The sequence below is a fragment of the Argonema galeatum A003/A1 genome, assembly GCF_023333595.1.
Lineage (GTDB): Bacteria > Cyanobacteriota > Cyanobacteriia > Cyanobacteriales > Aerosakkonemataceae > Argonema > Argonema galeatum.
Genome location: NZ_JAIQZM010000005.1, coordinates 151,025 through 173,489 on the forward strand (window position 1 = coordinate 151,025; position 22,465 = coordinate 173,489).

Consider the following 22,465-nt stretch of genomic DNA (forward strand, 5'->3'; position numbering starts at 1 on the left):
TGCTATATTCAATCTAAAATCAAAAATCTAAAATCAAATGTCCTGCACTAGCAAACTAATCAAAAACTCTCTTAAATGTCTCCGCGTCGGCTTCCTCCTCGTTAATTTAACCGGATGTCCCAATTCTGGACAAACCAGTTACTCAGTGAAGCGAGTCAGCGATGGAGATACCATTGCTGTATCAGACTCCAAGGGAACTAGCTTTACAGTTCGCTTCGCTTGTGCGGATGCGCCGGAAATTCCCCATACGCAGAAGGAAAAGCAAAGCAGAAAATTGCTGGACAAAAACCAATTCAACTGGGGTTTAAAAGCGCAAAGTCGAGTGCGGCAGTTGGTGAAAAAGGGAGGCGATCGCATTTCTCTAACCATAACCGATACCGATCGGTATGGGCGTAAAATAAGTGAAGTGCGCTTGCCTGATGGCACTTTTATCCAAGAAGTCTTAATCCGCGAAGGACTGGCGATGGTTTACCAACCTTACTTGAAGAATTGTCCCAGCGCATCTGTTGTCCAAGAAGCTGAAGCTGAAGCTAAGAAGAGTAAGCGCGGTATCTGGGGAGATGCGAAATTTGTGCCTGCTTGGGACTATCGCCGCACAAAGTAAGTTTATTGAGGTGTTGTACTACGTATTGACCCGCCTTGGACTCAAGTCCAAGGCTGATAGCGAAAGTCCACTGAAGTGGACTTAAGAATGCTTTATGGTATTTGACTGGACTTGAAACTGAATCCAGTCGTCTTTAGTCTCCACACCCGCCTTGGACTCAAGTCCAAGGCTGATAGCGAAAGTCCACTGAAGTGGACTTAAGAATGCTTTATGGCATTTTACTGAACTTGAAAGTGATTCCAGTCGTCTTTAGACGACTTTAGCTATTAGCCTCAGACTTGAGTCTGAGGCGGGTCAATGCGTGGTGCAAGATGTCAGTTTACCAATCTTTTGAGCCGCTTTCTAGCCAATCATCAGAGCTAACTTGGTTAGGAGTAGGTTGGTTAGGAGTAGGTTGGTTAGAGACAGGTTGCTTATCTTCCTCGAAGTCGTCGTCTTCAAAATCATCGTCCGATCGCTCATTATCCCCTTGACGCTGCTCAGAACCGCTCAAGAGGGGAAAAGCGATCGCACCTCCCACCACCCCAGCACCAGCACAAAACGCCAGCACTACACCCACTGGTAGCTGAATTGACTCGAATCCGAGAAACTTCAACGATACCAGGGTAGCGTTTTGGACAGAAAATATTGCGATCGCTAATACCCAGATGGCTAGAATTAGGGAAGCGAGGAGGTTGGCGATGGTTTTCATGGATTCGGACAATAGCTATCAAAAGACGATATATCAGGAGTTACGCTTTTCTCCCCCCTACCCCCCCAAAGAAAGGGGGGAACAGGAATCTTCTCCCCCCTTTCTTTGGGGGGTCGGGGGGCTAAACCTTGGTTAGTGCGTAAGTCCCGATCTCTACAATGCCACGACAAATCTGACAATAGATGGCAAATTGAAGAATTGCAGATTTACTTAATTTTGAAATCTGCAATTCTTCAATCTGAAATTCTACTTAGGTTCGAGCTTGCTGATGGTTTGTTGCATATACTCAGCGATTTGGGTTAGTTTTTCTGGCGTGTTGGTTTCTATGTAAACGCGCATCAGGGGTTCAGTTCCCGAAGGACGTAGCAACACCCAGCTTCCCTCTTCCAAATACAATTTGATGCCGTCTTTGCGACCAATTTCCTTCACTTTAACTGTTGCCACTTCTGTCGGCGGATTCTTCGTGAAAGAATCGATAACAGCGGCTTTGTGTGCATCATCTAGGTGCAAGTCTAGGCGTTCGTTGTAAAGTGGGCCACCGGCTTCAGCGATCGCTTCTTCAACAAGCTGACTCAGCGGCTTACCTTCATAAGCGATCGCCTCTGCCACCAGCATATCTGCTAAAACGCCATCTTTTTCGGGAATATGACCGATAATGCTCAATCCGCCCGATTCTTCCCCACCGATTAGCACCTGCGTCTCGCGCATTTTCTCGCCGATGTACTTAAAGCCTACTGCTGTCTCATAAAGTTCCAAACCGTACTTAGCAGCGAAATTATCCAGCAAATGGGTGGTAGCGACAGTGCGGACGATCGCACCGGTTTTGCCTTTGTTTTTGACTAGGTGACGCGCCAGCAACAGCAATACGGTGTTGGGAGTGAGGACATTTCCCTGCTCATCAACTATACCGAAGCGATCGCTATCTCCATCCGTCGCCAAACCCAAATCCGCACCATCTTTCTTTACCGCTTCCACCAATTCTACCAACTGCTCGCCCTTCGGTTCTGGCATTCCGCCGCCAAACAACACATCGCGGTAGGTGTGGAACGACTCTAACTCACAACCGCAGTGCTGCAAAACCGTATCCAGATAGCCGCGAGAGGTAGAATAAAGGGCATCGTACTTCACCTTCAGCTTGGCACTGCGAATCTGCTCTACATCTAGGAGAGTGTAGATAAATGCCAGATATTCTGGCTTTGGATCGAAGGTAGAAATCTTGTCAAGATTGCTTCCCGATGGCGGAGCGTCAGTAGCACCTTCAATATTTGCTACAATCGTATCCGTAATTTCCGGTGTTGCAGGGCCCGCATAATCAGGGATGTACTTGATGCCGCAGTAGGGCGCTGGGTTGTGAGAAGCGGTAAACATCAGCGCCCCAGCCGAGTTGAGAAGCTTGGCGTTGTACGCAATCACCGGAGTCGGGCAATCGCGATCGACTATTTTCACCGTCCAACCGGCGTCTACCAGAATTTGGGCGGCTGTACGGGCAAACTGGTCAGCTAAAAACCGGGTGTCATAAGCTACCAGAACTGGTCTATCTTTAGAATATGCTGTTTCCAAGTAACTGGCGATCGCCCGCGTCACCTTGCACACATTCGCAAAAGTGAAGTCATCGGCGATCAGACCCCGCCATCCGTCTGTACCAAACTTAATCTTGTTCGAGCTGCTGCTAGCACTCATCTAAGTCACTTCCTCTCAATTAACAATACATAGTATAAGAAGCGTGCCCTTTAGAAGATAGCAGCAAAAGCCAAAACCGCATTTTTACGCATACGCCTCTGGATTTTAGAGATCTAGATATGGGCGAGCGGCCCTGAAAACTCATAAATCTACAATTAGATTAACAATTTTAAACAAACTGTTTTACATTTTAGTAAAAATACTGCATACTAAACCTCAATAGCATATAAAGATTCTGTAAATTCCCATTCCAGTTTGACTATTTTGTGTAAAGTTCTCCGATCCAGATAAATCTGTCTCTTCTGGCCTTAAAACTAGCAAGAGTCAGACTAACTGGCTTAAAACCCCTTTATTTGCTCGTTTTAAACTCCTTTTGCAGATTTGGGACAAAGCGATGACTCACTCCTTGGCATCTACAGCGGTTAAACTTAACTCTCCTAGCGTTTGGGCCACTCCATCCCAACCATCGGAATCGAAACTTCATTCTCTATCCGCACTATGGGCCCGAAAATACTATCTTTCCGTCACTCCTCGTGAAAACGAACAGCAGCTCAAAAAGGTCGAAAGCATTACAGAAATAGGTTCTCAGCAAGGTAGGATTAACACCGCAAGCAAGCTGAGCAACAATATAACTTTGGCTAGCGCCCAAGCTTGGTCTTTGACGGAAACGCTGCTATCTGAGGAAATTCGACGCCACGGTATCAATCCAGACTTAATCAATCCCTTAGAGATTGCAGCCGATACTCGGAATTTATTTCTAAAAGTATTAAATGCCTATACTAAAGAGGTTGAGCCTGCACGCCTGTCGGTGATTGCGGGAGGAGACTGCGGTAAAGTGCGGCAGAAGTACACCAGCGCAGATCCTCGTGCGATCGGATTTGTAAGTATGCAGTTCCACTATACGGGTCAAAAGTTGTTGGAATGCCTCTCGCCAACAGAGCAAACGCTATTTCAGCCTTACTTAAAAGTCATGGACGACCATATGTATATGCCGTTGCAAGCGGCTTACAAAGCAGCGGCAGACCATGCAGAGGATTCGACTGCACTCTTAGCAGTTCAGCATCTTCTACCAGCCACTACTAAAGTTGCCCATGCGGTTTACGAACGAGTTTGTCGTCAGCATCCGGGTTATCAAAGCTACAGCGGCACTTTAAAAGAGGAAACGGTCAAAATCTCCAGTATCCGCGATGTGGAGATGTTTCAAGTTTATCTGTGCCTGTGTGTTCTGGAAGGAAATATCTGTTCTGTGCAGCAACAGCTGTTTCCTTTGTGCGTGATGTTATATCCGCGATTGCAAGTGAGCTGGAAGTTAGTACAAGATATGCTGCAAGCGATCGTCTGGGAAATGCACGATCGCTTACCCCTAGAATCTGTAGCCGTCTTTTTACCTTATCTGCGTACTTTCTCGGAGATGTTTTCTGGGGAAGTGTTCCAAAACAATTAATCCCAAGTTGCAGTAATGAGTCTTCAAAGTCCCCAACCAAATCGAAGATTCTGGTTGGGGACGTAGCTCAAAATTTTGTTCTAAGTCCCCCTTAAAAAGGGGGATTTAGGGGGATCGCAATATTTTTATTGCCAAGCTCTACGGTTGGTTTCTTCCATCTTTGAGGCTAGCTTCCGAGTCTGAACAGACGATCGGATTGATTGCTAGAGTTTTACTCGTCCCGTACCCGTAGTCTCCACCAATCTCGCGGATTATCCACAAAGGCCACAAACCTGTTATCCAAAGCCTAACTAACGCCTTGCGAAGAAGTTCGTCGGTTAATTGAGAATACAGATTCCAACCGTTCATGGAGGCCAGATAGCAAATTATACCGGAAAAAACATAAGCTGTTGCTGAAGAAGCAAATAGAAATACAGTCATGATGCACCCCTTGTAACCAAATCGTTGCAATTTCCCTTGCCAGAGCCAGTCTGAGTTAACAGAGCCAGTTGCCCCCCCGACCCCCCAAAGAAAGGGGGGAGAAGAGTCTTCCCCCAAATCTGGGAGGCTACCCTCCCCTAACCCCCCAGATTTGGGGGGTTAGGGGGGCAATTGCGTAAGTCCTAAGAACGTTACTAAGACGGCTATTTTAGTCTTATTTTGCCATAAAGTTAGATGAAATATAACCTAAGATAGAAGAGTTTTTTGTGAAATTTCCGTTAAGACAAACTAAAGATCGCCTGAAGATTCTGGAGAGGGAAGACTGAGGGCAAGTTGGTAGAGTTGACGACGGGGAAGAGAGGTAGCTTTTGCCAGCTGGCGACTAGCTTGCGATCGCGATATTCCCTGACTCATTAACTGCTGTAACTCGACTTTCAGTGTTTCCTCGGATAGATGCGGCTTTTCTAACTGGGCACCAGCTACTACGATCGTAAATTCTCCTTGAGGTTCCCGTTGAGAATAGCGAAGCATCGCCTCCTCGATCGTGCCTCGCCAAAACTCCTCGTATAATTTAGTTAACTCCCTTGCCAGTACAATTTGCCGATCGCGACCCCAAAAATCTGCTAAATCTTGCAGAGTTTGCCGCAGTCGATGGGGAGATTCGTATAAAATTATCGTCCGCGATTCTGTTTGTAAACCTTCCAAAAGATCCTTGCGTTCTGACCCTTTTGATGGTATGAAACCTTCAAACACAAAACGGTTTGTTGGTAAACCAGCTGCACTTAACGCCGTAATTGCCGCACTCGCGCCAGGAACGGGTACTACTGGTATTCCAGCTTCAATACAAGCTTGGACTAACTCATATCCGGGGTCAGAGATCAGGGGCATCCCGGCATCGCTGACGAGTGCTAGAGCCTTTCCCTGACTCAACTTATCCACCAACTCAGGAATGCGCTGCGAAGAATTGTGTTCGTGATAGCTCAACTGGGGCGTGGCAATCTGAAAATGCTGCAAAAGCTTGCCTGTATGGCGAGTATCTTCCGCCGCAATGATATCCACCGTTTGCAAAATCCGCACTGCCCGGAACGTCATATCTTCCAGATTGCCAATCGGAGTTCCTACCAAGTAAAGCGTGCCAGTCTGGGGAGCGGTTTCCATATAGATTAATTTATCTCAAGAACAGCGCCTTTGGAGCAACGTTTCTTCGTATCTCCGGCTTGGTCTAAATATTACCGGATGTGGAGCCGAAATACCATAACCCTGAGCATAATCTATTCCCATAGATGTTACCTTTTCCAGGATAGAGTCGTTCGTGACAAATGTGGCAATTGTCTGAATGTCCATCACATGACTGATTTTATTAATCGCTTTCACCATCTCGCAAGTCATTGTGTCATCCAGTACCTCCTCGATTAAATTTCCCGCAATTTTCAAATAATCCAAAGGTAGTTGCTTGAGATAAGCAAAAGAAGATATCCCGCTACCGAAATCGTCTAAAGCTACTCGACAATCTAAAGCCTTGAGAGAGTTTATGAGTTTGGTTGTTTGACTGACATTGGCTATAGCAACGCTTTCACTAATTTCAAAGCAGATCGACTGAGGCAAGATTTTGTGGAGCGAGAACTGCTCTTGGAGAAAATTAATAAAGCGATCGTCGTTAACAGTAGCTGTAGAAAGATTTATCGCATATATACTACGACTTTGGATTTCCCAACTCTGCTGCGCCAGTATGCCAAATAAAGTACCGATCACCCAACGGTCAATGGTTGGCATGAGGTTATAGCGTTCAGCAGTTGGGAGAAATGCCATTGGCGGAATTACCTCACCTTTCTCATCTACCAAGCGTAACAAAACCTCGTGATATTCCCTCACAAATTGATGAGAAGAAAGCGAAACTATGGGTTGATAGTACAAGCAAAACTGGTTATGTGCCAGTTCTGATTTCTCAAGACAATCCCTCTCATTTTTATCCAGATCTTTTTCGCTGACTGCCTGATTAATCCGATCGATCCATTGCTTTTGATCGCGCTGTTGCGCTAGTTCCTCATCGTCAGGTTGGTAGAGGTGTACGCAATTCCGTCCGCTGTTTTTAGCTTGGTAGCAAGCGGCATCAGCCGCGCACAACACCTTTTCTACACTTTGTAGCAGCGCATCGCCATAAGTCAGGGGGCTAGTGAAGGGCACCACTCCGATACTGACACCAAGGCTGAAAGTTTTATCCTGCCATACAAACCGAAATGTCTGGATAGCTTGTTGCAGTAAATGGGCAAGTTGAAGTCCCTGCTTCACAGAACAATTGTAAAGCAGCAAAGCAAATTCATCGCCGCCCAGTCGCGCTAGAACATCCGTATGACGCACGTGAGTTTGCAAAAGAGCGCTGATTTGACGCAGCAGCTCGTCTCCAGCTGCATGACCGCAAGTATCGTTAACAATTTTGAATCTATCTAGGTCGAGATAGCACAGGGTATGCTGTTGATTCTGGTTTCTGGCACCTGCTACGGCTGATTCTAGACGCTGCTCAAATTCACGGCGGTTAATTAATCCGGTGAGCGCATCGTGAGTAGCCTCCCAGCTGAGCTGTTCGTTCGCCTTGGCGAGGAAGGCGGTACGCTCTCCCACCATATCTTCCAAGCGTTCTTGGTAATGCTGTAATTCTTTTAGAGCCTGCTTGTGTTCGGTGACATCTTCTACCATGCGAATGCCGAATTGCGGGTCGCCTGTGTTATCGCGTACTAGGTAACCAGTAACGTGGCACCACATTAGCTGCCCATCTTTGCAAAGGTAACGCTTTTCCATCTGGTAGCGATCGCGCTCCCAAAACAAGTAACGATTATCTATCTGGTGACGCGATCGTTTTCTAAGCTTCCATTCTTCATAATTGTCATCCTTGGGAGGATGCGATTTCAGATTTTTGCTGTATCCCAGCATCTGCTGAAGAGACTGGTTCCTTGCCACAGTTCGTCCTGTCAGGTCTATGATTTCTATACCGATGCTGGCTCCCTCAAAAATTGACCGGAATAGTGCCTCGCTCTCTTTAAGATCTGCTTCTGCCTGCTCGCGCTCCATTATTTCCCGTTCCAGTTTTTGGTTGGCCGCCTCCAGTTGAGCCGGACTTGGGAGTGCTAATACTTTGGGAATTAAGGGAAAAACTGACGCCGCCGTATACAGGGAAAGTATGGCAGTAAATGCTTTAAAGCTACCGGAGAGCCAATAATTTGGATGCCAAACCGTCCAAACTTCCAATATATGGGTTGTGCCGCTGGCAACCATAAAAGCCCCAAACAGCCAGAACAGCGATTTGAACGGCACATCTTGTCGCTTGTAGAGGAAGTAGAGCAGCATGAGCGGAATTGAATAATACGCCAGTGCAATCAGGGTATCAGACAGGATGTGCAGCCAAACCAACCCTGAATGCCACAGGTAGCAGTGCCCGTGGGCGATAAAATTTCCGGGAGCAAACAAGTTTCTTATTACTTCCTTCATAAAGAGTAAATCTTTTTTAAAGATACTGTAAAGTTTATCCCAGGACGATCTTCAAAGTCGCTGTTCAGTTTAGAATCTTAATTCTTTAATTCCAGTATGTTAAATCCGCAGAGTAAGTTAAAACCGCTTTGGATAGATTTGAGCAACTACCGCGCCTATGTTATTGCCTTTGCCGATCGCATCTAAGCTATCTGTAGGTTGAGGCGAAATTCTTTCAGGCCCAGTAGAAAGTGCAGAAATGGCAAGACAGGGACTATTTGTAGGACTGTTAACTTTAGACTTCCTCTATCTGGCGGCAGGTTCCCCAACTAACAACCAAAAAATTGTAGCGACTGACTATACGGTTGCAGCGGGTGGTCCGGCAACGAATGCAGCGGTGACATTTAGTTATTTGGGCGATCGGGCCACCCTTTTGGGCGTAGTTGGCACTCACGCGATTACTCACCTGATCCGAGCTGATTTACAAAGTCACAATGTTGAGATAAAAGACCTTGATTCGGCTCGATTGGAACCGCCGCCGGTATCTTCTATCATCGTTACTCAAGCTACAGGAGAGCGGTCTGTGATTTCCATCAACGCTACTAAATCCCAAGGTCACACGCAAAATGTTTCTCCCGACATTGTGTTTGGAATCGATATTGTGTTAATAGACGGACACCAGATGCAAATTGGACAAACAATGGTAGAGTTAGCTAAATCAAAAAATATCCCGGTTGTAATAGATGGGGGCAGCTGGAAGCCCGGATTTGAAAAGTTATTGCCCTTTGTCGATTACGCTGTTTGTTCGGCTAACTTTTATCCACCAGGTTGCCAAAATGAGCAGGAGGCAATTATCTATCTTTCATCTCAGGGAATTCCACATATCGCCATCACCCAGGGAGAAAAACCGATTCACTATATTTCACAAGGTACGCCGGGGTGGGTGGAAGTTCCCAAAATAAAAGCTGTCGATACGCTGGGTGCTGGCGATGTTTTCCACGGTGCCTTCTGTCATTACATTCTGCGCCAAAATTTTACTGCCGCCTTAGCATCGGCGGCTAAAGTTGCTTCCCTAAGCTGTCAATTTTTTGGAACTCGTCGGTGGATGGAGTCATCAAAGAAACCCGGTTTTACGTAGTAGCACGGCGTAGGTAGGATTTCTGGCTCACCACAAGACTTTCGATTGTGCTACTACATAGATATGGCTAAAACGACGTATTATCGTGCATATTCCCGGTTTGGAGCGTAAGGCTCGCCTTTTGCATTAAATTTCCAGTTATCATAGCCTCCATCAATCTGCAAATAGTAAAGGAATCGTAGCGTGACAGTATTAAAATATTTAGGCGAAAACCGATTTGAAGGATTAGAGGAAGTAGCAGCTCTCGCTCGCTCAGTTGCTTGGGGCGCAGCAGACATCCTCCGGTCTTTCTATCGCGGCGAAGCCCACACCGGCGACCTGGATATTCAAGAAAAAAAGGATGGCCCGGTTACAGCTGCTGATGTGGTCGCCAACCACTACATCTTGGACAATTTGCAAGCTTCTTTCGGATTGCAAGACTTTGGTTATTTAAGCGAAGAGACGTATAAATTTCAGTCCAAAGGAGTATTGTCATCCCCTTTACCAGAACCTTGGATTTGGATCGTTGACCCTTTAGATGGCACGCGAGACTTTATTGACAAGACAGGCGAATACGCTGTTCAGATTGCCTTAGTATACGAAGGGCGTCCAATAGTGGCAGCGGTTGCATGGCCCGAAACTGAAAAGCTGTACTATGCGACTAAAGGCGGTGGGACATTTGTGGAAACTCGCGATGGACAGGTAACGCCAGTGCGGGTGTCCTCGCGCCACAATCTTGAGGATTTATCTATAGTCGTCAGTCGCACCCACCGAGACGATCGCTTCAATAATCTCTTGCAGCAATTGCCTTGCAAAAATAAAAAATATGTTGGCAGTGTAGGTTGCAAAATCGTCACTATTATCGAACAGCAGGCAGATATCTACATCTCTCTTTCCGGCAAATCTGCACCGAAAGACTGGGACATGGCTGCTCCAGAACTCATTTTGACAGAAGCTGGCGGCAAATTCACTTACCTAGATGGTTCTCCCCTGAAATACAATCGCGGAGATGTGAATCAGTGGGGTTGTTTGATAGCTACCAACGGTCATTGCCATGAGGAACTGTGCGCCCAAGCTAAAGAAGTTCTGGAAAAGCTGGACAGTTGATAGATACAGATTTTATAGATTGTAGGTTGGGTTTCGTTACCTCAACCCAACCTACAAATTAATTGCTTCAATCAACGAGGTTCATATTGATGTCTTTACCTATCTGTTGAAGCTGTTCGCCTTTAGCATCGTAACTCCATACTCTCAGGACGTTATTGCCAGTAGGTAAAGTTTTGATGGGAAGCAAGACTGACCAACCTGATTGCGTGTAAGCATCATTAGCTAATACTTTAGCAACATCGGGCCTAGCAGCATTAACTCTGGCAACTGCAATCAATTTATTTTGGGAACCGTAGCTGATATAGACTGCATCTGCCGATCTAACTTGTTTAGGCAAAACAGCCCATCCACTCAACGGTACACTATGCCTTCTTTTGATTTTTTCAGGCACTACTGAATCAATATATCCATTGTTGATAATACCTTGATTTTTAATGAAAGTCAGCTTTTTATTTCGCTGATTCCAAAACCAGTGAGAACCTATAACCCTGTAGGGTTTGTATTTCTCTAAGAAGTATTGATAGATGATAGAAGCTGAGTCAGAAACTTGGATACCATCTACAGCGTTAGACCAGAAGTCGTTCGTAAATAAAATTAGTCCGGGCTTCTTTTCTTTAAGTTCGCTAACTACAAGTTTTTGAGCGAACTGAGGTTGAGCGTAATAAACGTAGATAAATCTTGAGCAAGAAGGTTTTTGAAACAAATAATACCACAAACCTTCTGATGTCAGACCATAAAAACAGGATAGCTTATCAATTTCAGGCTTGAGAGTATTAAAAGCATCTAAATAATCTTTTTTGATAATGTTTGTATCTGATATCTGGTATGTTTTTTGAATAGCATCCAGGTTTAGATAAGCATTATATGGTCTAAAAAATGGGTTTAAGATTGCCAGTGAAATTATCAGCAAAGTCACCCAATAGTGTAACGTTAATTTAAAATTTTCAATTTGCTCTTTGAAGAGATTGACACAAATCAGAGTTAGTAAAAATACACTCATGAGCGCCCCAGGAGCGACATGACCGTAATCGCTCCTATCTAAGGCGATTCTTGAATATACTAAAGAAGAGAACAATAGGATAATAATTAAACAATTATTTGCACATAATTCTTTTAAGTTAGAATACTTCTGATATTCCAGGAATAAATAGATACACCCTAAAATTATAACTAAACTTAAAAAGGTGAAAGAACGCCAAATTGGTAGAGATTCTAAACTAAGAGACGGTAGTGGAATAAATGTCATGTATCTGCCATAGCGACCCCAATAAGAGATTTGCGATAGTATTGCTAAAACTTGATCTACCCCTAAAATAATAACTAGAGCTACTGAAGAAGTAACTATACCAAAACCAGAACCGATCAGCCAATCCCTAGAAAATTTTTGGTCTAAAAAGATGGCTAAAGCACAACAAACGAGGTAAATTAAAATAAAATAAATTGCGCGATCGTACACATATAGAATACTTAGTGGTAACGATATTCCTACAAGAGTCGGCAAAATAAATTTTTCCGATCTACTTAAGTTGTTTAGGCTCGACATCCTAAAAAATCTTACAGTTAAAGCTAGTTGCACTAATAAATATACATCTCTACCTTGGTGAATACCTTTGGCAATTTCAAAAATAAATCCGTCAAAAAAAGTAAATACAGCGCAGAATAAAAGAAAAATATTTCGCCGGGGTATATTAAATTTGACCGAAGAGATAATCTCCCAAATTAGCCAAAAACAAGCTAGGTATGTAAGCAAACCTTGAGTCATCCGAAAAAACCGGGTTAAGGCAATTACATTGGAATGAGTAGCTAGTTTGTTGGCGATGAGGCTAGTCAAAACATTCAAACCAAAACCGTGAATCATAACTGTATTCAAAAATGGCTTGGTTTGAGTAAGGAAATTAGGCAAAAATCCTAAGTATTCGCCTTCGTGAAATGTGTCATCTAAGGGAAAGCTTAAGTATCCATAGGTTCTGTTAATTGCCCACGACAAAAGTAAAATGAAGGAAATGACTGTATAAAACTTGGTGTCTGTTAAAAATCCAAATACTTTTTTGATAAACTGCCATTGTCTGGTTACGAAATCTGGCTTTTTGTTCGCGACAATAACTGCTACCAGAAATGGCATTGCAAGGAAAAGTAAGAATCGTAAGTAGTTAGTATAAGGACTTATTTTTTTAATGGTAGCTATTGAAACTAATCCTGTATTATTTGTTCCTAAAGGTATACGTATGGCATTGACAATGGGGATTAAAATCAAAAATGATATTATTGCCACTGAAAAAATGGCGAATATATTGTTATTTTGAGGTTTGTTATCGTTAGACATTGGTTTTTCAGCTTAGATTTGGACAAGGTTTGATAAAAATTAAGATGCAAATATTAACGGAACCCCACCCCCAACCCCTCCCCGTCAACGGGGAGGGGGGAAATACACCCCCCTCTCTGAGGTCGGAGAGGGGGGTTGGGGGGTGAGGTTTGGTGTATTTCTCCCCCCTCTCTGAGGTCGGAGAGGGGGGTTGGGGGGTGAGGTTTGGTGTATTTCTCCCCCCTCTCTGAGATCGGAGAGGGGGGTTGGGGGGTGAGGTTTGGTGTATTTCTCCCCCCTCTCCGACTTCGGAGAGGGGGGGTTGGGGGGGTGAGGTTCAGGTTGCATAATACTCAATAGCTATTTGCAATGCTTGTTCGACGCCAGAAATATTTGAATCAGGATTTTGGGCTCTCATTTCTACGGATTTCCAACCTTTATAGTTAAGCTCAGATAAGGTTTTAGAAAAAGTTTGATGCTCGACTCCTCCTGTACCAATTTGAGCTAAATTGGGTTCGCTGATATGGAAGTGACACAAACGCTGAAAAGCTTGTTGGAGAGATGGCCCGATCGCTTCTTCACTCATCGTCATTCCAGCCGCATCTAAATGCAGTCCAAAACCATCGCTATCAACTCTATTAACGAGATCTAAACCTTGACTGGAAGTCGTAATAAAGTCACAAGCGTAAGCAGTAGGATTTGGTTCGATGCAAAAAACTACACCCTTTTTGGATGCTACTTCACCTAAATCATAAAAAAAATCTTTGGCAATTTGTTCAACTTCTTCAAGTTCTAGATTGACAATACTTCTATTTTTCGGAGAACCAAACACAAGCGCGGTTGCACCCAGCTTTCCACCCAGTTCTATGATACCAGATAAATATTCAATAGTTTCCTTTCGTTTCTGAACATCCTGGAAAATAGTCAAGTCATTTCTGCCAAATAGCAAAGCTTGCATGGCGACAATCTGAATACCTCGGCTTTCCCAAAATTTTCTGTAAGAGGCAATTTCAGCATCACTAGCGGATAAGGGAGAATTCCACATTTTGGTGGGTGCAACCTCTACACCCGTGATGTTGAGGTTCTGCATGAGGGACGCGATCGCTTCCTCTTCATGTACTTGCCAAGCAATATTAGAAATGGCTATCTTCATAGTTACTTTTAATTTTTTTCCAGAGTTTGCTTCGATACAAAATCTTTCAATTCTCCGAGAACTCGTTCTTTCGAGTACATATAAACATCCGTAGGATTACCAAACAGATGACTGTACTTAGTTCTCATGTCATATCTGGCTGGCTGATTTGGGGTTTTGTTTGTGAAATCAATTCCAAAACCTTCGCGAGCAACTTCTTTAACGCTAGTTGGCTCAGTCCCAAAATTCACCAAGCTCAAATTGTTGTTCAAGACTGTTTGAATGTCTGGCCACAGATTATCGAGGTAATAAAATTGGAATTCGCTATCCTTATGTATTTGCTCGACATTGTTATTGTGAATAAAGTCATAAACGATATTTTTTTTAAGTCCAGAGCCAAAAAGACCTGGTAAACGGATAATCGATGTATCAAAGCGATCGCACACAAATCTTTCTAGTTCAAGCCGATGTTTTCCATAAGGATGCAAATCCTTGGTATCTATTTCAGTGTCTTCATCAACTTTAATAGGAACCGGATAAACATCAACAGTTGAAATCAAAACAATCTTGCTAGCCGACACCTGACCGAGACATCCCTTGAGGCGAGCGAGGGTTTCTGCATCCTTAATTGGCTCTTTGTTGGCTAACCACTTTACGGCTGGTGCGCCTGAACAAACAATTAATTCAAAATTTTTGCCAGCAATAGAGTCAATATTTTTAGAGTTGTACAGTTCATCAAACTGACGTTGACCAATCAGATTACCGCCAACAAACCCCGTGTATCCAATCAGCGCAGTACTCATTTACTTCCTCGCTTCTGTTAGTTGTTTGTAGAAGGTGGATTATATCTATGCAGACAGGCTTTGAGTAAAGTTTTCATAACTATGAGATTTCCCTTGATCGGACTAATTTTAGTAGGAACTGGCCCTTTTGATGGATATCGACGACATACTGGCAACTCTTTAACTCGAAAACCTAAACGAGCGGCTCGAATTGCCAGATAGTAGTGCAGTTCGTAACCTGAAAATACCTCGCGAAAAGGCGCTACTCTCGGATCTAACAAGAACTTACGGCTGTAAGCGCGGAAGCCATTGGTAGTATCAGTATATCGAAAACCGGCGGCAAGACTAATTAAAGGAGCGTGAATTAATTTGACTGCCATTAACCTTATCCACGGGGTATTAATTTCTTTTCCCCCTTTGATAAAGCGCGAACCTTGAATGTGATCGAATCCCGTATCAAGTGCTTGCGCGAAAGTAGGAATTGGTTCTGGGTCGTCTTTATTGTTACCATCAATAGCAATTATTCCATCGTATCCCTGCTGCATGGCATAGGCAAAAGCCATCCGCATCTGAGCGCTCAGTTTACCAGAATCTTGTTTGGTCAGCAAGGTGCGTACACCTAACTCAGATATGACATCCAAAGCTAGGGAATTATCGGTGCTACCGCCATCGGCAATAATAACATCGAAATCTTTGGATATGCCTCTCATGCGGTCTAACTGAGTGCGGATCTTTAACCCCTCGTTGATGACGGGAATGCAGACACAGTATCGACTCCGCTTGGCAAAAAATTCATCAATTTTGTGGTTGGGAAGTTCCCATTCTGGTTGATTTGGCAAGATGTTTTTTTCAGTCATCGAGGTATTGTACACCTAAACTTGAGCTACCAGTTATCGGCGGGACAAACCTCACCCCCCAACCCCCTCTCCGCAACGGAGAGGGGGAGTAATAATCTCCCCTCCCCGCAGCGGGGAGGGGTTGGGGGTGGGGTTCCACTGTCCCGGCGATAACTGGTAGCCTAAACTTGTATATTCTCTGAGCTTTTCACGACATTTCTGCGATCGCGATCGGCTATTAAAACTGAACTATTTTTCTCCTCCGCAATATAATACGCTGGCCATCCTTTCAACCGATCGAATATGAATCCCACATACTCAGACAGAATAGTCAGCACCATTGAGATGCAAAAAAACATCAGAGCGTTTTGAAACGATATAGTCACCCATCCTTCTGCAACGTTTTCTTTAAATAGGTAAATAATCCCAATATAACCGATGTAGAGTATATTGAAAATACTCGCAATCAGTCCTAAGTAACTGGCAAATCGCAACGGTCGCACAGAGTTTACGACAATTACCTGCAAAGCGATATCAACATTTTCTAAGAAGCCTTTTCCTTTTGGTTTTCTGTATCTTTTGATGGTTTCGTAGGTAAAAGTTCGGCTTCTGTAACCAACGTAGAAACTTAGGAGACGTAAGTAACGATATTTATCGTTAACTTGAATTATTGCATTTACAACTGCTCTACTCAATACCCGAAACTGCGTCGCGTTTTTGATGAGCGGTATTTTAAAAATTCGTTTGCAACTCCAATAAAATAAATTTGCACCCGCTCTCATCCACAGGGGTTCGCCAGAACGATTTTTGCGAATGCCGATGAGAATATCATAACCGTTTCGAGCTTGTAAAATGAGTTCTGGTATCAGTTCTGGCGGATCGGATTCAGGAAGCATCACGACTACAAAGTCTCCAATCACAGAATCTAATCCAGAGGAAATTGCAACATCAGTCCCAAAACTTCTAGAGAGATTAACTAATCGAATACATTCATATTCTTTTAATAGTGCGGCTACCTGTTCGGAGGTGTCATCTTCCGAACCATCGTTAACTAAAACCAGTTCGTAGTTAGCATAATTATCCCGCAATACTTGCATTACTTCGGCAACAAAATGTCTAACAATTTTTGAGTCGTTAGAAAGTGGAGCAACTACCGAAACGAAAAAATCATAAATTGCCATTAGATTACGCCTCTTGTTAGCTCTAAAAATTTAAGTTCAGGGGGAACATCATAAATATTGTCAATTTTACCACCCAATACACAATAAAAGTTTTTTAAGCCGTGATGTTTTTTAAATAAAATCGGTCGGCTATCATCTACTTCACTTTGAGGCAGAATTGTTTTGACTTCCCACAGAGAGTCGGCGTATCTACAGTCTTTAAGAATCGGCATATATCTTTCTGCATCTCTGATCATGTATGGGTAGTTAGTTTTATTTCCAACTTTAGGATTAACTGTTTTTACATCAGCGTCTTTGTCTTGCCAAAAACAGTGGGGAGTATACCGAACGTGACTGAGGGTGTGCAGTCCTCTTGCTGGAAAAGGCATGATGGAAAAGAATGGCCCGCACATAACTGTAATACCGAGATTGCGAAGCGGTTCGGGAACTTCTACCAATGCCATTTCAGCTAACTCGTGCTTCAGGGGAATTGTTGGCAGATGAGAATTATGAAGAATTTGGTTGATGGCTGAATAAGTGCAGTTAAAGACGTATTTTGTTGTAACTATGTCGAAGGTTTCTGAAGATTCGATAAAAACTTTGATGCCTAAGTTATCGGTATTTTGTACTTTGATAACTTTTGAATTGACGCTAAGTTTTACGCCTGCTGTTTCCAGGTCATTCAACATTCTATGTTTGAGCTTTACGGCATTAAAGGCATACTCTTTAGTAGAAAAGACTCCTTCAGTTACGGTGCTGTTAAAAAGGTTGGTGATGTTTGGAGGCGCTGGTTCTATAAAAGCGTCAATTCGCTGACAAAATATCTTAAATTGATTGGCAGTTACTTTTGAGATGGTTTTACCGATCGCATAATATTTATCAAAGCTGGTATCAATACATTCTCGGTATTCGCTGACAAATCTAGGAAAGTTAACTCTGGAACGCAAAGCAGTCAATATACTGCGCGGATAGTGGTAACCATTGTGAACTCTAGCTTGATTAGCATAAGATGCGCGTTGGAGAATGTCAGCTTCTTGTTCAACAATGAGTACTTTGTTGAGATGTTCTTTTAGATACAGCGCAATTCGGCAACCGAAAAAGCCGCCGCCGATGACAACTGCGTCATAGCAGGAAGGGTTGTCAGAATTGGATGCTTTGACGCTCTCCCCGCCAGGATAAAAGACTGGTGAATTTATTATTGTCAACTCTTCAGACCAAAATGCTTCTAGTGAATTATACCTAATACTGTCTCCTAGCAGAAGTTTTTTTGGAAAAATTTGTGTAGAAAGGCCGATCTGGCGCAGTAGGGTACTGCCTTCCACCACGTAACGCACCCTACTGCAAGCGAGAGGCAATTACCGCATAGAACGGATCGCCACCGCCAACCCCCATCCATTGTAAGAAGCTGGGAGCCGTAGAAGCGCGGATAATAACTTCCGGCGTGCTAAATCCCGGCACCGACTCAAAATAGCGTCTTACCAGTTCAACTCGGCTGGTTTCCGAACCATCGCGCCACGCAGCAATTGCTTTCTGCGAAAACATTCGATTGGAGAAGCTGATAATGGCTATTCCATCGGGTTTCAGGATGCGATGAATTTCGGAAAAAATTGCTTCTGGATATTGTACATACTGGACGGAAACGCAATTTAGGACGGCATCAAATTCTTCATTCGGCAGAGGTAACTTGGGGTTGTCGTTCAAATTTTGGACAAAGTAATGATTTAGCCGGGGATTACGCGCCAGTTCCTCTTCGTTAAGTCCATGACCTTCCACATGAGAAAATTGGATCTCATCTGGTAGATGGGAAACCCAACTGCTCATCATATCAAAAATGCGGGTGTTAGGCTTGAGGCGTTCCCGGTACAAATCCGTCAGTTGTTGGATAAAGCCTTCGTCAACGTGAGTGACGAAACGCGGGAAAGAGTAGAACAGACTATCATCTGTATCGTCTAGTTTGGTGCGTTGATTTGGTCGGAGGTTCATTCGATTTTGGATTTTGGATTTTGCGCGAAGTGGGCGTCTTGGCGGTTCCCGTCACGATGCCCACCTTCGCAAGAGAGGATTTTAGATTGTTTCTCGCTCCCAGGTTCAACCTGGGAGCGATGTTTTTGAGGCTCTGCCTCCCTTAACTTAGTACCATTCATATCATGTCTCGTAGCATCGGTTATAGGACTTAAGCTTTTCGCCCCCCTAGCCCCCCAAATCTGGGGGGAACAGGATCTTCTCCCCCCAAATTTGGGGGGTCGGGGGGCAAAACCTTGGTTTTTGCGTAAGTCCTGGGTTACATAAAAAATTTCTATTCTTATTCTTATCTGCGTTCATCTGCGTTCATCTGTCTACATCTGCGGTAAAAATTTAACCAACGATAACAACAGAGAATTTAACGATCTCACAAGATAGTCAGACAGGGAGTTGAGAGTGTTTGGCTGTGTGCCATCTGGCAGCTAATAGTATTCCCAATAACATGAGTCCACCGAAGAAGTAATGAGAAACGAGGAATTTCGAGCCAAAAAATTGGAATATGGGATTGCTTGGTTTATCCAGTATCACCGGAAGCGATACCAATGCAGTGGATAGCGCGATCGAGTTAAACCAAATTTTTCCTTGAGGAACTGCTAGCCGATCGCAAATGTACAAGGATAATGGTAGCACTAAATATAAATAATAGTGTGTCCAAGAAATCGGAGCGATTAGCAATGCGATACAAAGGACGATCGAAAATTCTAAATATTCGCTTTCTATTGTTCGCGGTGGTTTAGAACGCCAGCAAACCCAGATAGTGCCTCCGACTAATACTGATATTAGCAAGTAACGCCATACTTTGAATTCCCAGCCAATTTCTAAAGGTTGCCAACTTTTTAAATCGACATCATTCAACAAACGAACTAAGAAACCATCTACTGACTGAACGTTAAATGCAGCTAGGGGTTTACCCGCAAAACTGAGAATACATTTTTCAAACCAAGTTATGTGTAAATCTACGCCAAACAACAGTACGGATGCAGCCACAATAGCTAGTAGTGCGGCGCTAAATCCCACTACGACTCGCCAGCGTCCCCGCATGACAAAATAAACCCCTAGCACGAAAAGGGGAATTTTGATTAAAGCTGCGATCGCTAATAAAACTCCCAACCAAATTTCTCGTCGATCGCGAATACAAAATAAAGCGGCAATCAGCATTAAAAACACAAAATGTGTCGAATTTCCTTGTTTTAAGCTGTAGTATAAAGGGCCATTAACTAAAATCAGTCCTGCTATTGCTAATTTCTGCCATCCCGAAGCTTTGGTTAGTTTTAATAACAGATATCCCGACAGGAAAATACATATCAATCCTAGAATGGTAATTAAAATTTGAGCAGCAAGTTTCGGCAAAAAAGAAATAGGTGTAAATAAAATAGCGAAAATCGGAATATTGACAAATCCTAAACCTTTACCCCACTCATATAACCTTGATGGATCTTCAATAATCAGTCTGCCAGCGGGATAGTAAGATTTATTAAAGTCACCGCAGAAATTAGACCAAGAGACAATCCAAGAGAAGATCGCCATTGCTAAGGCAGGTAAACCGTAACTCAACCACAAACTAAAACCTTGCGTTTTAGATTTGATAACGATACTATTTAGACTAACTGTAGCTAAAATTAAAAGTCCATAGATAAGGTAAATTACCATAGAAAACGATTACAGCTTAAGTTTGAGTTAAGGGTAGGGCGAAGCATTCGGACAACAATTTTTTACCCATAACCTAGATTTTCTGCCCGAATGCTTCGCCCCTACAAAGGCCAAATATCCTTAACCGAGGAGTATTTGGGTGCCGCCAACCTTTAAAATCATACCCCCGTTGTGCAATTCTGTCATGCTAATCAAACGTCTGCACGAATTTTTCACCGCGCCTATTTCCACAAACTCTAGACCGAGAGTAATTTTCTGGTTTGTTTTGAGCTTGACTTTTGCCACAATTTACGCTTTTCAAGTTCTCCAGAAAGCCTTCAGCAGCGAATATGTGGCACAGGACGATGCGCGGCAGTTTGTGTTTTGGATGCAGCGGTTTGTCGATCGCGAATTGTTGCGTAACGATTTGATGGCTGAGTATTATCAATCTATTACACCACCGGGATTTGCGAGTTTTTACTGGTTGATGGCAGTTATGGGTGTTGCGCCACTGCTGCTGAGTAAAATTTTACCAATGATACTGGGATTGGTGACAACAGTCTACGTTTTTGGCGTTTCTATGGAGATATTGCCGGTGCCAGCTGCCGGATTTCTCAGCGCATTGCTGTTGAATCACAGTATCTGGATGAGAAATGATGTATCTTCGGCTACTCCTAAAGCGTTCGCTTATCCGTTGTTTGCCGCGTTTTTGTATTATTTGTTGCGTGGTTCGTGGATACCTACGTTGGTATCGATCGCATTACAGGGGTTATTTTTTGCGCCGATGGCGTTCATTTCTGGCGGTGTCTTGCTGCTGAGGTTGCTGAATTGGTCACAAGGACGGCTGACATTATCGCGCGATCGCAAAGATTATCTTTTCAGCGTCACAGGATTAGGAGTAGCCTTTTTATCCCTACTTCCTTATGCGCTGGCATCTTCTAAATTTGGCCCCCTGATTACAATTAGTCAAGCCAAGTTGATACCAGATTTCATGGCAGGGGCCAGAGTTAGCTTTTTTTACGATAACAATCCGTTGCGATATTGGTTTGCTGGGCCCGAAACTGGCATTTTTCCTTATGTTGGCCCCGCACAAATTTTTATTGGCATCTTATTACCAGTTTTACTGGCATTTCCGTCTCGCTTCCCTTTAACGAGTCAGGTGACAAGCAAGATTAAAGTTTTAGTAGAAACTGCGATCGCATCCTTCGGGATGTTTTTCGCCGCACATCTCCTAATGTTTAAGCTTTATGGCCCTAGCCGATACACACAGCATAGCTTGCGGATTGTATTTGCGATCGCTTCCGCAATCCTATTAATTTTGTTAATGGATGCCGCCTTCCGATTTTATCGTCCCCCCGTTGCGGGGGGATTGAGGGGGGTAAACAGCACTATCAAGAAAAAAATATTTCTTTGGCCTTTAATCTTTAGCTTTTTGATTTTTTTAGCAATAGTCTTTTATCCTAACTCCTTGAGATTCTTCCCAAGGCCGGGATATGTAGTAGGTGAAGTTCCTGAACTTTATAAATTATTGCAACAGCAACCGAAAGATAGTTTAGTAGCATCCTTATCATTAGAAGCCAATAACCTACCAACCTTTGCTCAACGACCAATTTTAGTGGCAAGGGAGTATTCCCTACCTTTCCATACAAAGTACTATGCTCAAATTCGCCAGAGAGTAATGGATTTGATTAACGCTCAATACAATCCCGATATCAACCAAGTGCGGCAATTTATTCAAAAGTATGGCGTGGATTTTTGGCTATTGGATAGTTCAGCGTTTACACCTGATTATTTTAATCAGATGGATTCTGCTAACAGGCGTTGGATCGAGCTATATCAGCCAGCAGCAAAAGAAGCTATATTAAGGTTAGAACAAGGAACTATTCCGGCATTATCAAAATTTGTCGATCGCTGTTCTGTTTTTCAGGAGAAAAATTTGGTGATGCTAAAGGCAGAATGTATTATCAAAACAAACGATAACTTATATTCTGTCCGGTTGCATCGGTAGTACATGACCGATATCCAGAAATTGTCTGTTGTCATCGTTGGTTAAATTTTTACCGCAGATGTAGGCGCA

General features: G+C 43.5%; 18 protein-coding genes. 5 read left to right on the plus strand and 13 right to left on the minus strand.

Going from position 1 to position 22,465, the window contains the following annotated elements; all coding sequences use genetic code 11:
• The first annotated feature begins 37 nt into the window (after positions 1 to 37).
• Entirely contained in the window at positions 38 to 604 is a 567-nt protein-coding gene (locus tag LAY41_RS08080) for a thermonuclease family protein (RefSeq protein ID WP_249096117.1), read from the plus strand.
• A gap of 319 nt (positions 605 to 923) precedes the next feature.
• On the opposite strand, the gene LAY41_RS32570 is transcribed toward LAY41_RS08080, so the two are convergent.
• Both LAY41_RS32570 and LAY41_RS08090 read right to left on the minus strand, forming a co-directional pair.
• Positions 924 to 1,295, minus strand: a complete 372-nt coding sequence (locus LAY41_RS32570) for a lipopolysaccharide assembly protein LapA domain-containing protein (protein WP_338022957.1) — start codon at positions 1,293 to 1,295, stop codon at positions 924 to 926.
• A gap of 246 nt (positions 1,296 to 1,541) precedes the next feature.
• On the minus strand, positions 1,542 to 2,975 hold the full coding sequence (locus LAY41_RS08090) for a phosphoglucomutase/phosphomannomutase family protein (RefSeq protein ID WP_249096121.1): 1,434 nt from the start codon (positions 2,973 to 2,975) through the stop codon (positions 1,542 to 1,544).
• 394 nt (positions 2,976 to 3,369) lie between these two features.
• Here LAY41_RS08090 and LAY41_RS08095 point away from each other — a divergent pair, with 394 nt between their 5' ends.
• Entirely contained in the window at positions 3,370 to 4,419 is a 1,050-nt protein-coding gene (locus LAY41_RS08095; RefSeq protein ID WP_249096123.1) for a hypothetical protein, read from the plus strand.
• A 138-nt stretch (positions 4,420 to 4,557) separates the two neighbouring features.
• Here the strand turns inward: LAY41_RS08095 and LAY41_RS08100 are convergent, their stop codons facing one another.
• The 3 genes from LAY41_RS08100 to LAY41_RS08110 form a co-directional block, all read right to left on the minus strand.
• On the minus strand, positions 4,558 to 4,839 hold the full coding sequence (locus LAY41_RS08100) for a hypothetical protein (protein ID WP_249096125.1): 282 nt from the start codon (positions 4,837 to 4,839) through the stop codon (positions 4,558 to 4,560).
• 288 nt (positions 4,840 to 5,127) lie between these two features.
• Positions 5,128 to 5,997, minus strand: a complete 870-nt coding sequence (gene rsmI, locus LAY41_RS08105) for a 16S rRNA (cytidine(1402)-2'-O)-methyltransferase (protein WP_249096139.1) — start codon at positions 5,995 to 5,997, stop codon at positions 5,128 to 5,130.
• A gap of 15 nt (positions 5,998 to 6,012) precedes the next feature.
• Positions 6,013 to 8,322 carry a bifunctional diguanylate cyclase/phosphodiesterase gene (locus LAY41_RS08110; RefSeq protein WP_249096142.1) on the minus strand — a complete coding sequence of 770 codons (2,310 nt, stop codon included), beginning with the start codon at positions 8,320 to 8,322 and terminating at the stop codon, positions 6,013 to 6,015.
• 238 nt (positions 8,323 to 8,560) lie between these two features.
• Here LAY41_RS08110 and LAY41_RS08115 point away from each other — a divergent pair, with 238 nt between their 5' ends.
• On the plus strand, positions 8,561 to 9,439 hold the full coding sequence (locus tag LAY41_RS08115; protein WP_249096143.1) for a sugar kinase: 879 nt from the start codon (positions 8,561 to 8,563) through the stop codon (positions 9,437 to 9,439).
• A gap of 183 nt (positions 9,440 to 9,622) precedes the next feature.
• Entirely contained in the window at positions 9,623 to 10,525 is a 903-nt protein-coding gene (locus LAY41_RS08120) for a 3'(2'),5'-bisphosphate nucleotidase CysQ family protein (protein ID WP_249096144.1), read from the plus strand.
• Between the two features lie 67 nt (positions 10,526 to 10,592).
• Here LAY41_RS08120 and LAY41_RS08125 read toward each other — a convergent pair whose 3' ends face one another.
• The 8 genes from LAY41_RS08125 to LAY41_RS08160 form a co-directional block, all read right to left on the minus strand.
• A complete protein-coding gene (locus tag LAY41_RS08125) occupies positions 10,593 to 12,848 on the minus strand; it encodes a hypothetical protein (protein ID WP_249096145.1) in 2,256 nt (751 codons plus the stop codon).
• A 316-nt stretch (positions 12,849 to 13,164) separates the two neighbouring features.
• Positions 13,165 to 13,980, minus strand: coding sequence for a sugar phosphate isomerase/epimerase family protein (locus tag LAY41_RS08130; protein WP_249096148.1), 816 nt, complete (start codon positions 13,978 to 13,980; stop codon positions 13,165 to 13,167).
• Between the two features lie 8 nt (positions 13,981 to 13,988).
• Complete coding sequence (locus LAY41_RS08135) at positions 13,989 to 14,762, minus strand: Rossmann-fold NAD(P)-binding domain-containing protein (RefSeq protein ID WP_249096151.1); 774 nt, start codon at positions 14,760 to 14,762, stop codon at positions 13,989 to 13,991.
• Between the two features lie 17 nt (positions 14,763 to 14,779).
• On the minus strand, positions 14,780 to 15,598 hold the full coding sequence (locus tag LAY41_RS08140) for a glycosyltransferase family 2 protein (RefSeq protein WP_249096153.1): 819 nt from the start codon (positions 15,596 to 15,598) through the stop codon (positions 14,780 to 14,782).
• Between the two features lie 161 nt (positions 15,599 to 15,759).
• Complete coding sequence (locus LAY41_RS08145; protein ID WP_249096155.1) at positions 15,760 to 16,758, minus strand: glycosyltransferase family 2 protein; 999 nt, start codon at positions 16,756 to 16,758, stop codon at positions 15,760 to 15,762.
• Positions 16,758 to 18,071 carry an FAD-dependent oxidoreductase gene (locus LAY41_RS08150; protein ID WP_249096157.1) on the minus strand — a complete coding sequence of 438 codons (1,314 nt, stop codon included), beginning with the start codon at positions 18,069 to 18,071 and terminating at the stop codon, positions 16,758 to 16,760. The genes LAY41_RS08145 and LAY41_RS08150 overlap by 1 nt, the downstream gene beginning before the upstream one ends.
• Position 18,072: 1 nt before the next feature.
• Positions 18,073 to 18,720 (minus strand): class I SAM-dependent methyltransferase, encoded by a 648-nt coding sequence (locus LAY41_RS08155; protein WP_249096160.1) that lies wholly within the window; start codon positions 18,718 to 18,720, stop codon positions 18,073 to 18,075.
• A gap of 417 nt (positions 18,721 to 19,137) precedes the next feature.
• Positions 19,138 to 20,409: a glycosyltransferase family 87 protein gene (locus LAY41_RS08160; protein ID WP_249096163.1), complete on the minus strand. Its 1,272-nt coding sequence runs from the start codon at positions 20,407 to 20,409 to the stop codon at positions 19,138 to 19,140.
• Positions 20,410 to 20,593: 184 nt separating this feature from the next.
• On the opposite strand from LAY41_RS08160, the gene LAY41_RS08165 reads away from it, so the two are divergent.
• Positions 20,594 to 22,396 (plus strand): hypothetical protein, encoded by a 1,803-nt coding sequence (locus LAY41_RS08165; protein ID WP_249096165.1) that lies wholly within the window; start codon positions 20,594 to 20,596, stop codon positions 22,394 to 22,396.
• The last annotated feature ends 69 nt before the right edge of the window (positions 22,397 to 22,465 follow it).

Coding starts and splice junctions, on each gene's coding strand:
- LAY41_RS08135 (WP_249096151.1), bottom strand. CDS start 14,762: ATGAGTACTGCGCTGATTGGATACACGGGGTTTGTTGGCGGTAATCTG.
- LAY41_RS08095 (WP_249096123.1), top strand. CDS start 3,370: ATGACTCACTCCTTGGCATCTACAGCGGTTAAACTTAACTCTCCTAGC.
- LAY41_RS32570 (WP_338022957.1), bottom strand. CDS start 1,295: ATGAAAACCATCGCCAACCTCCTCGCTTCCCTAATTCTAGCCATCTGG.
- LAY41_RS08110 (WP_249096142.1), bottom strand. CDS start 8,322: ATGAAGGAAGTAATAAGAAACTTGTTTGCTCCCGGAAATTTTATCGCC.
- LAY41_RS08090 (WP_249096121.1), bottom strand. CDS start 2,975: ATGAGTGCTAGCAGCAGCTCGAACAAGATTAAGTTTGGTACAGACGGA.
- LAY41_RS08100 (WP_249096125.1), bottom strand. CDS start 4,839: ATGACTGTATTTCTATTTGCTTCTTCAGCAACAGCTTATGTTTTTTCC.
- rsmI (WP_249096139.1), bottom strand. CDS start 5,997: ATGGAAACCGCTCCCCAGACTGGCACGCTTTACTTGGTAGGAACTCCG.
- LAY41_RS08130 (WP_249096148.1), bottom strand. CDS start 13,980: ATGAAGATAGCCATTTCTAATATTGCTTGGCAAGTACATGAAGAGGAA.
- LAY41_RS08115 (WP_249096143.1), top strand. CDS start 8,561: ATGGCAAGACAGGGACTATTTGTAGGACTGTTAACTTTAGACTTCCTC.
- LAY41_RS08160 (WP_249096163.1), bottom strand. CDS start 20,409: ATGGTAATTTACCTTATCTATGGACTTTTAATTTTAGCTACAGTTAGT.
- LAY41_RS08145 (WP_249096155.1), bottom strand. CDS start 16,758: ATGGCAATTTATGATTTTTTCGTTTCGGTAGTTGCTCCACTTTCTAAC.
- LAY41_RS08080 (WP_249096117.1), top strand. CDS start 38: ATGTCCTGCACTAGCAAACTAATCAAAAACTCTCTTAAATGTCTCCGC.
- LAY41_RS08165 (WP_249096165.1), top strand. CDS start 20,594: ATGCTAATCAAACGTCTGCACGAATTTTTCACCGCGCCTATTTCCACA.
- LAY41_RS08140 (WP_249096153.1), bottom strand. CDS start 15,598: ATGACTGAAAAAAACATCTTGCCAAATCAACCAGAATGGGAACTTCCC.
- LAY41_RS08155 (WP_249096160.1), bottom strand. CDS start 18,720: ATGAACCTCCGACCAAATCAACGCACCAAACTAGACGATACAGATGAT.
- LAY41_RS08125 (WP_249096145.1), bottom strand. CDS start 12,848: ATGTCTAACGATAACAAACCTCAAAATAACAATATATTCGCCATTTTT.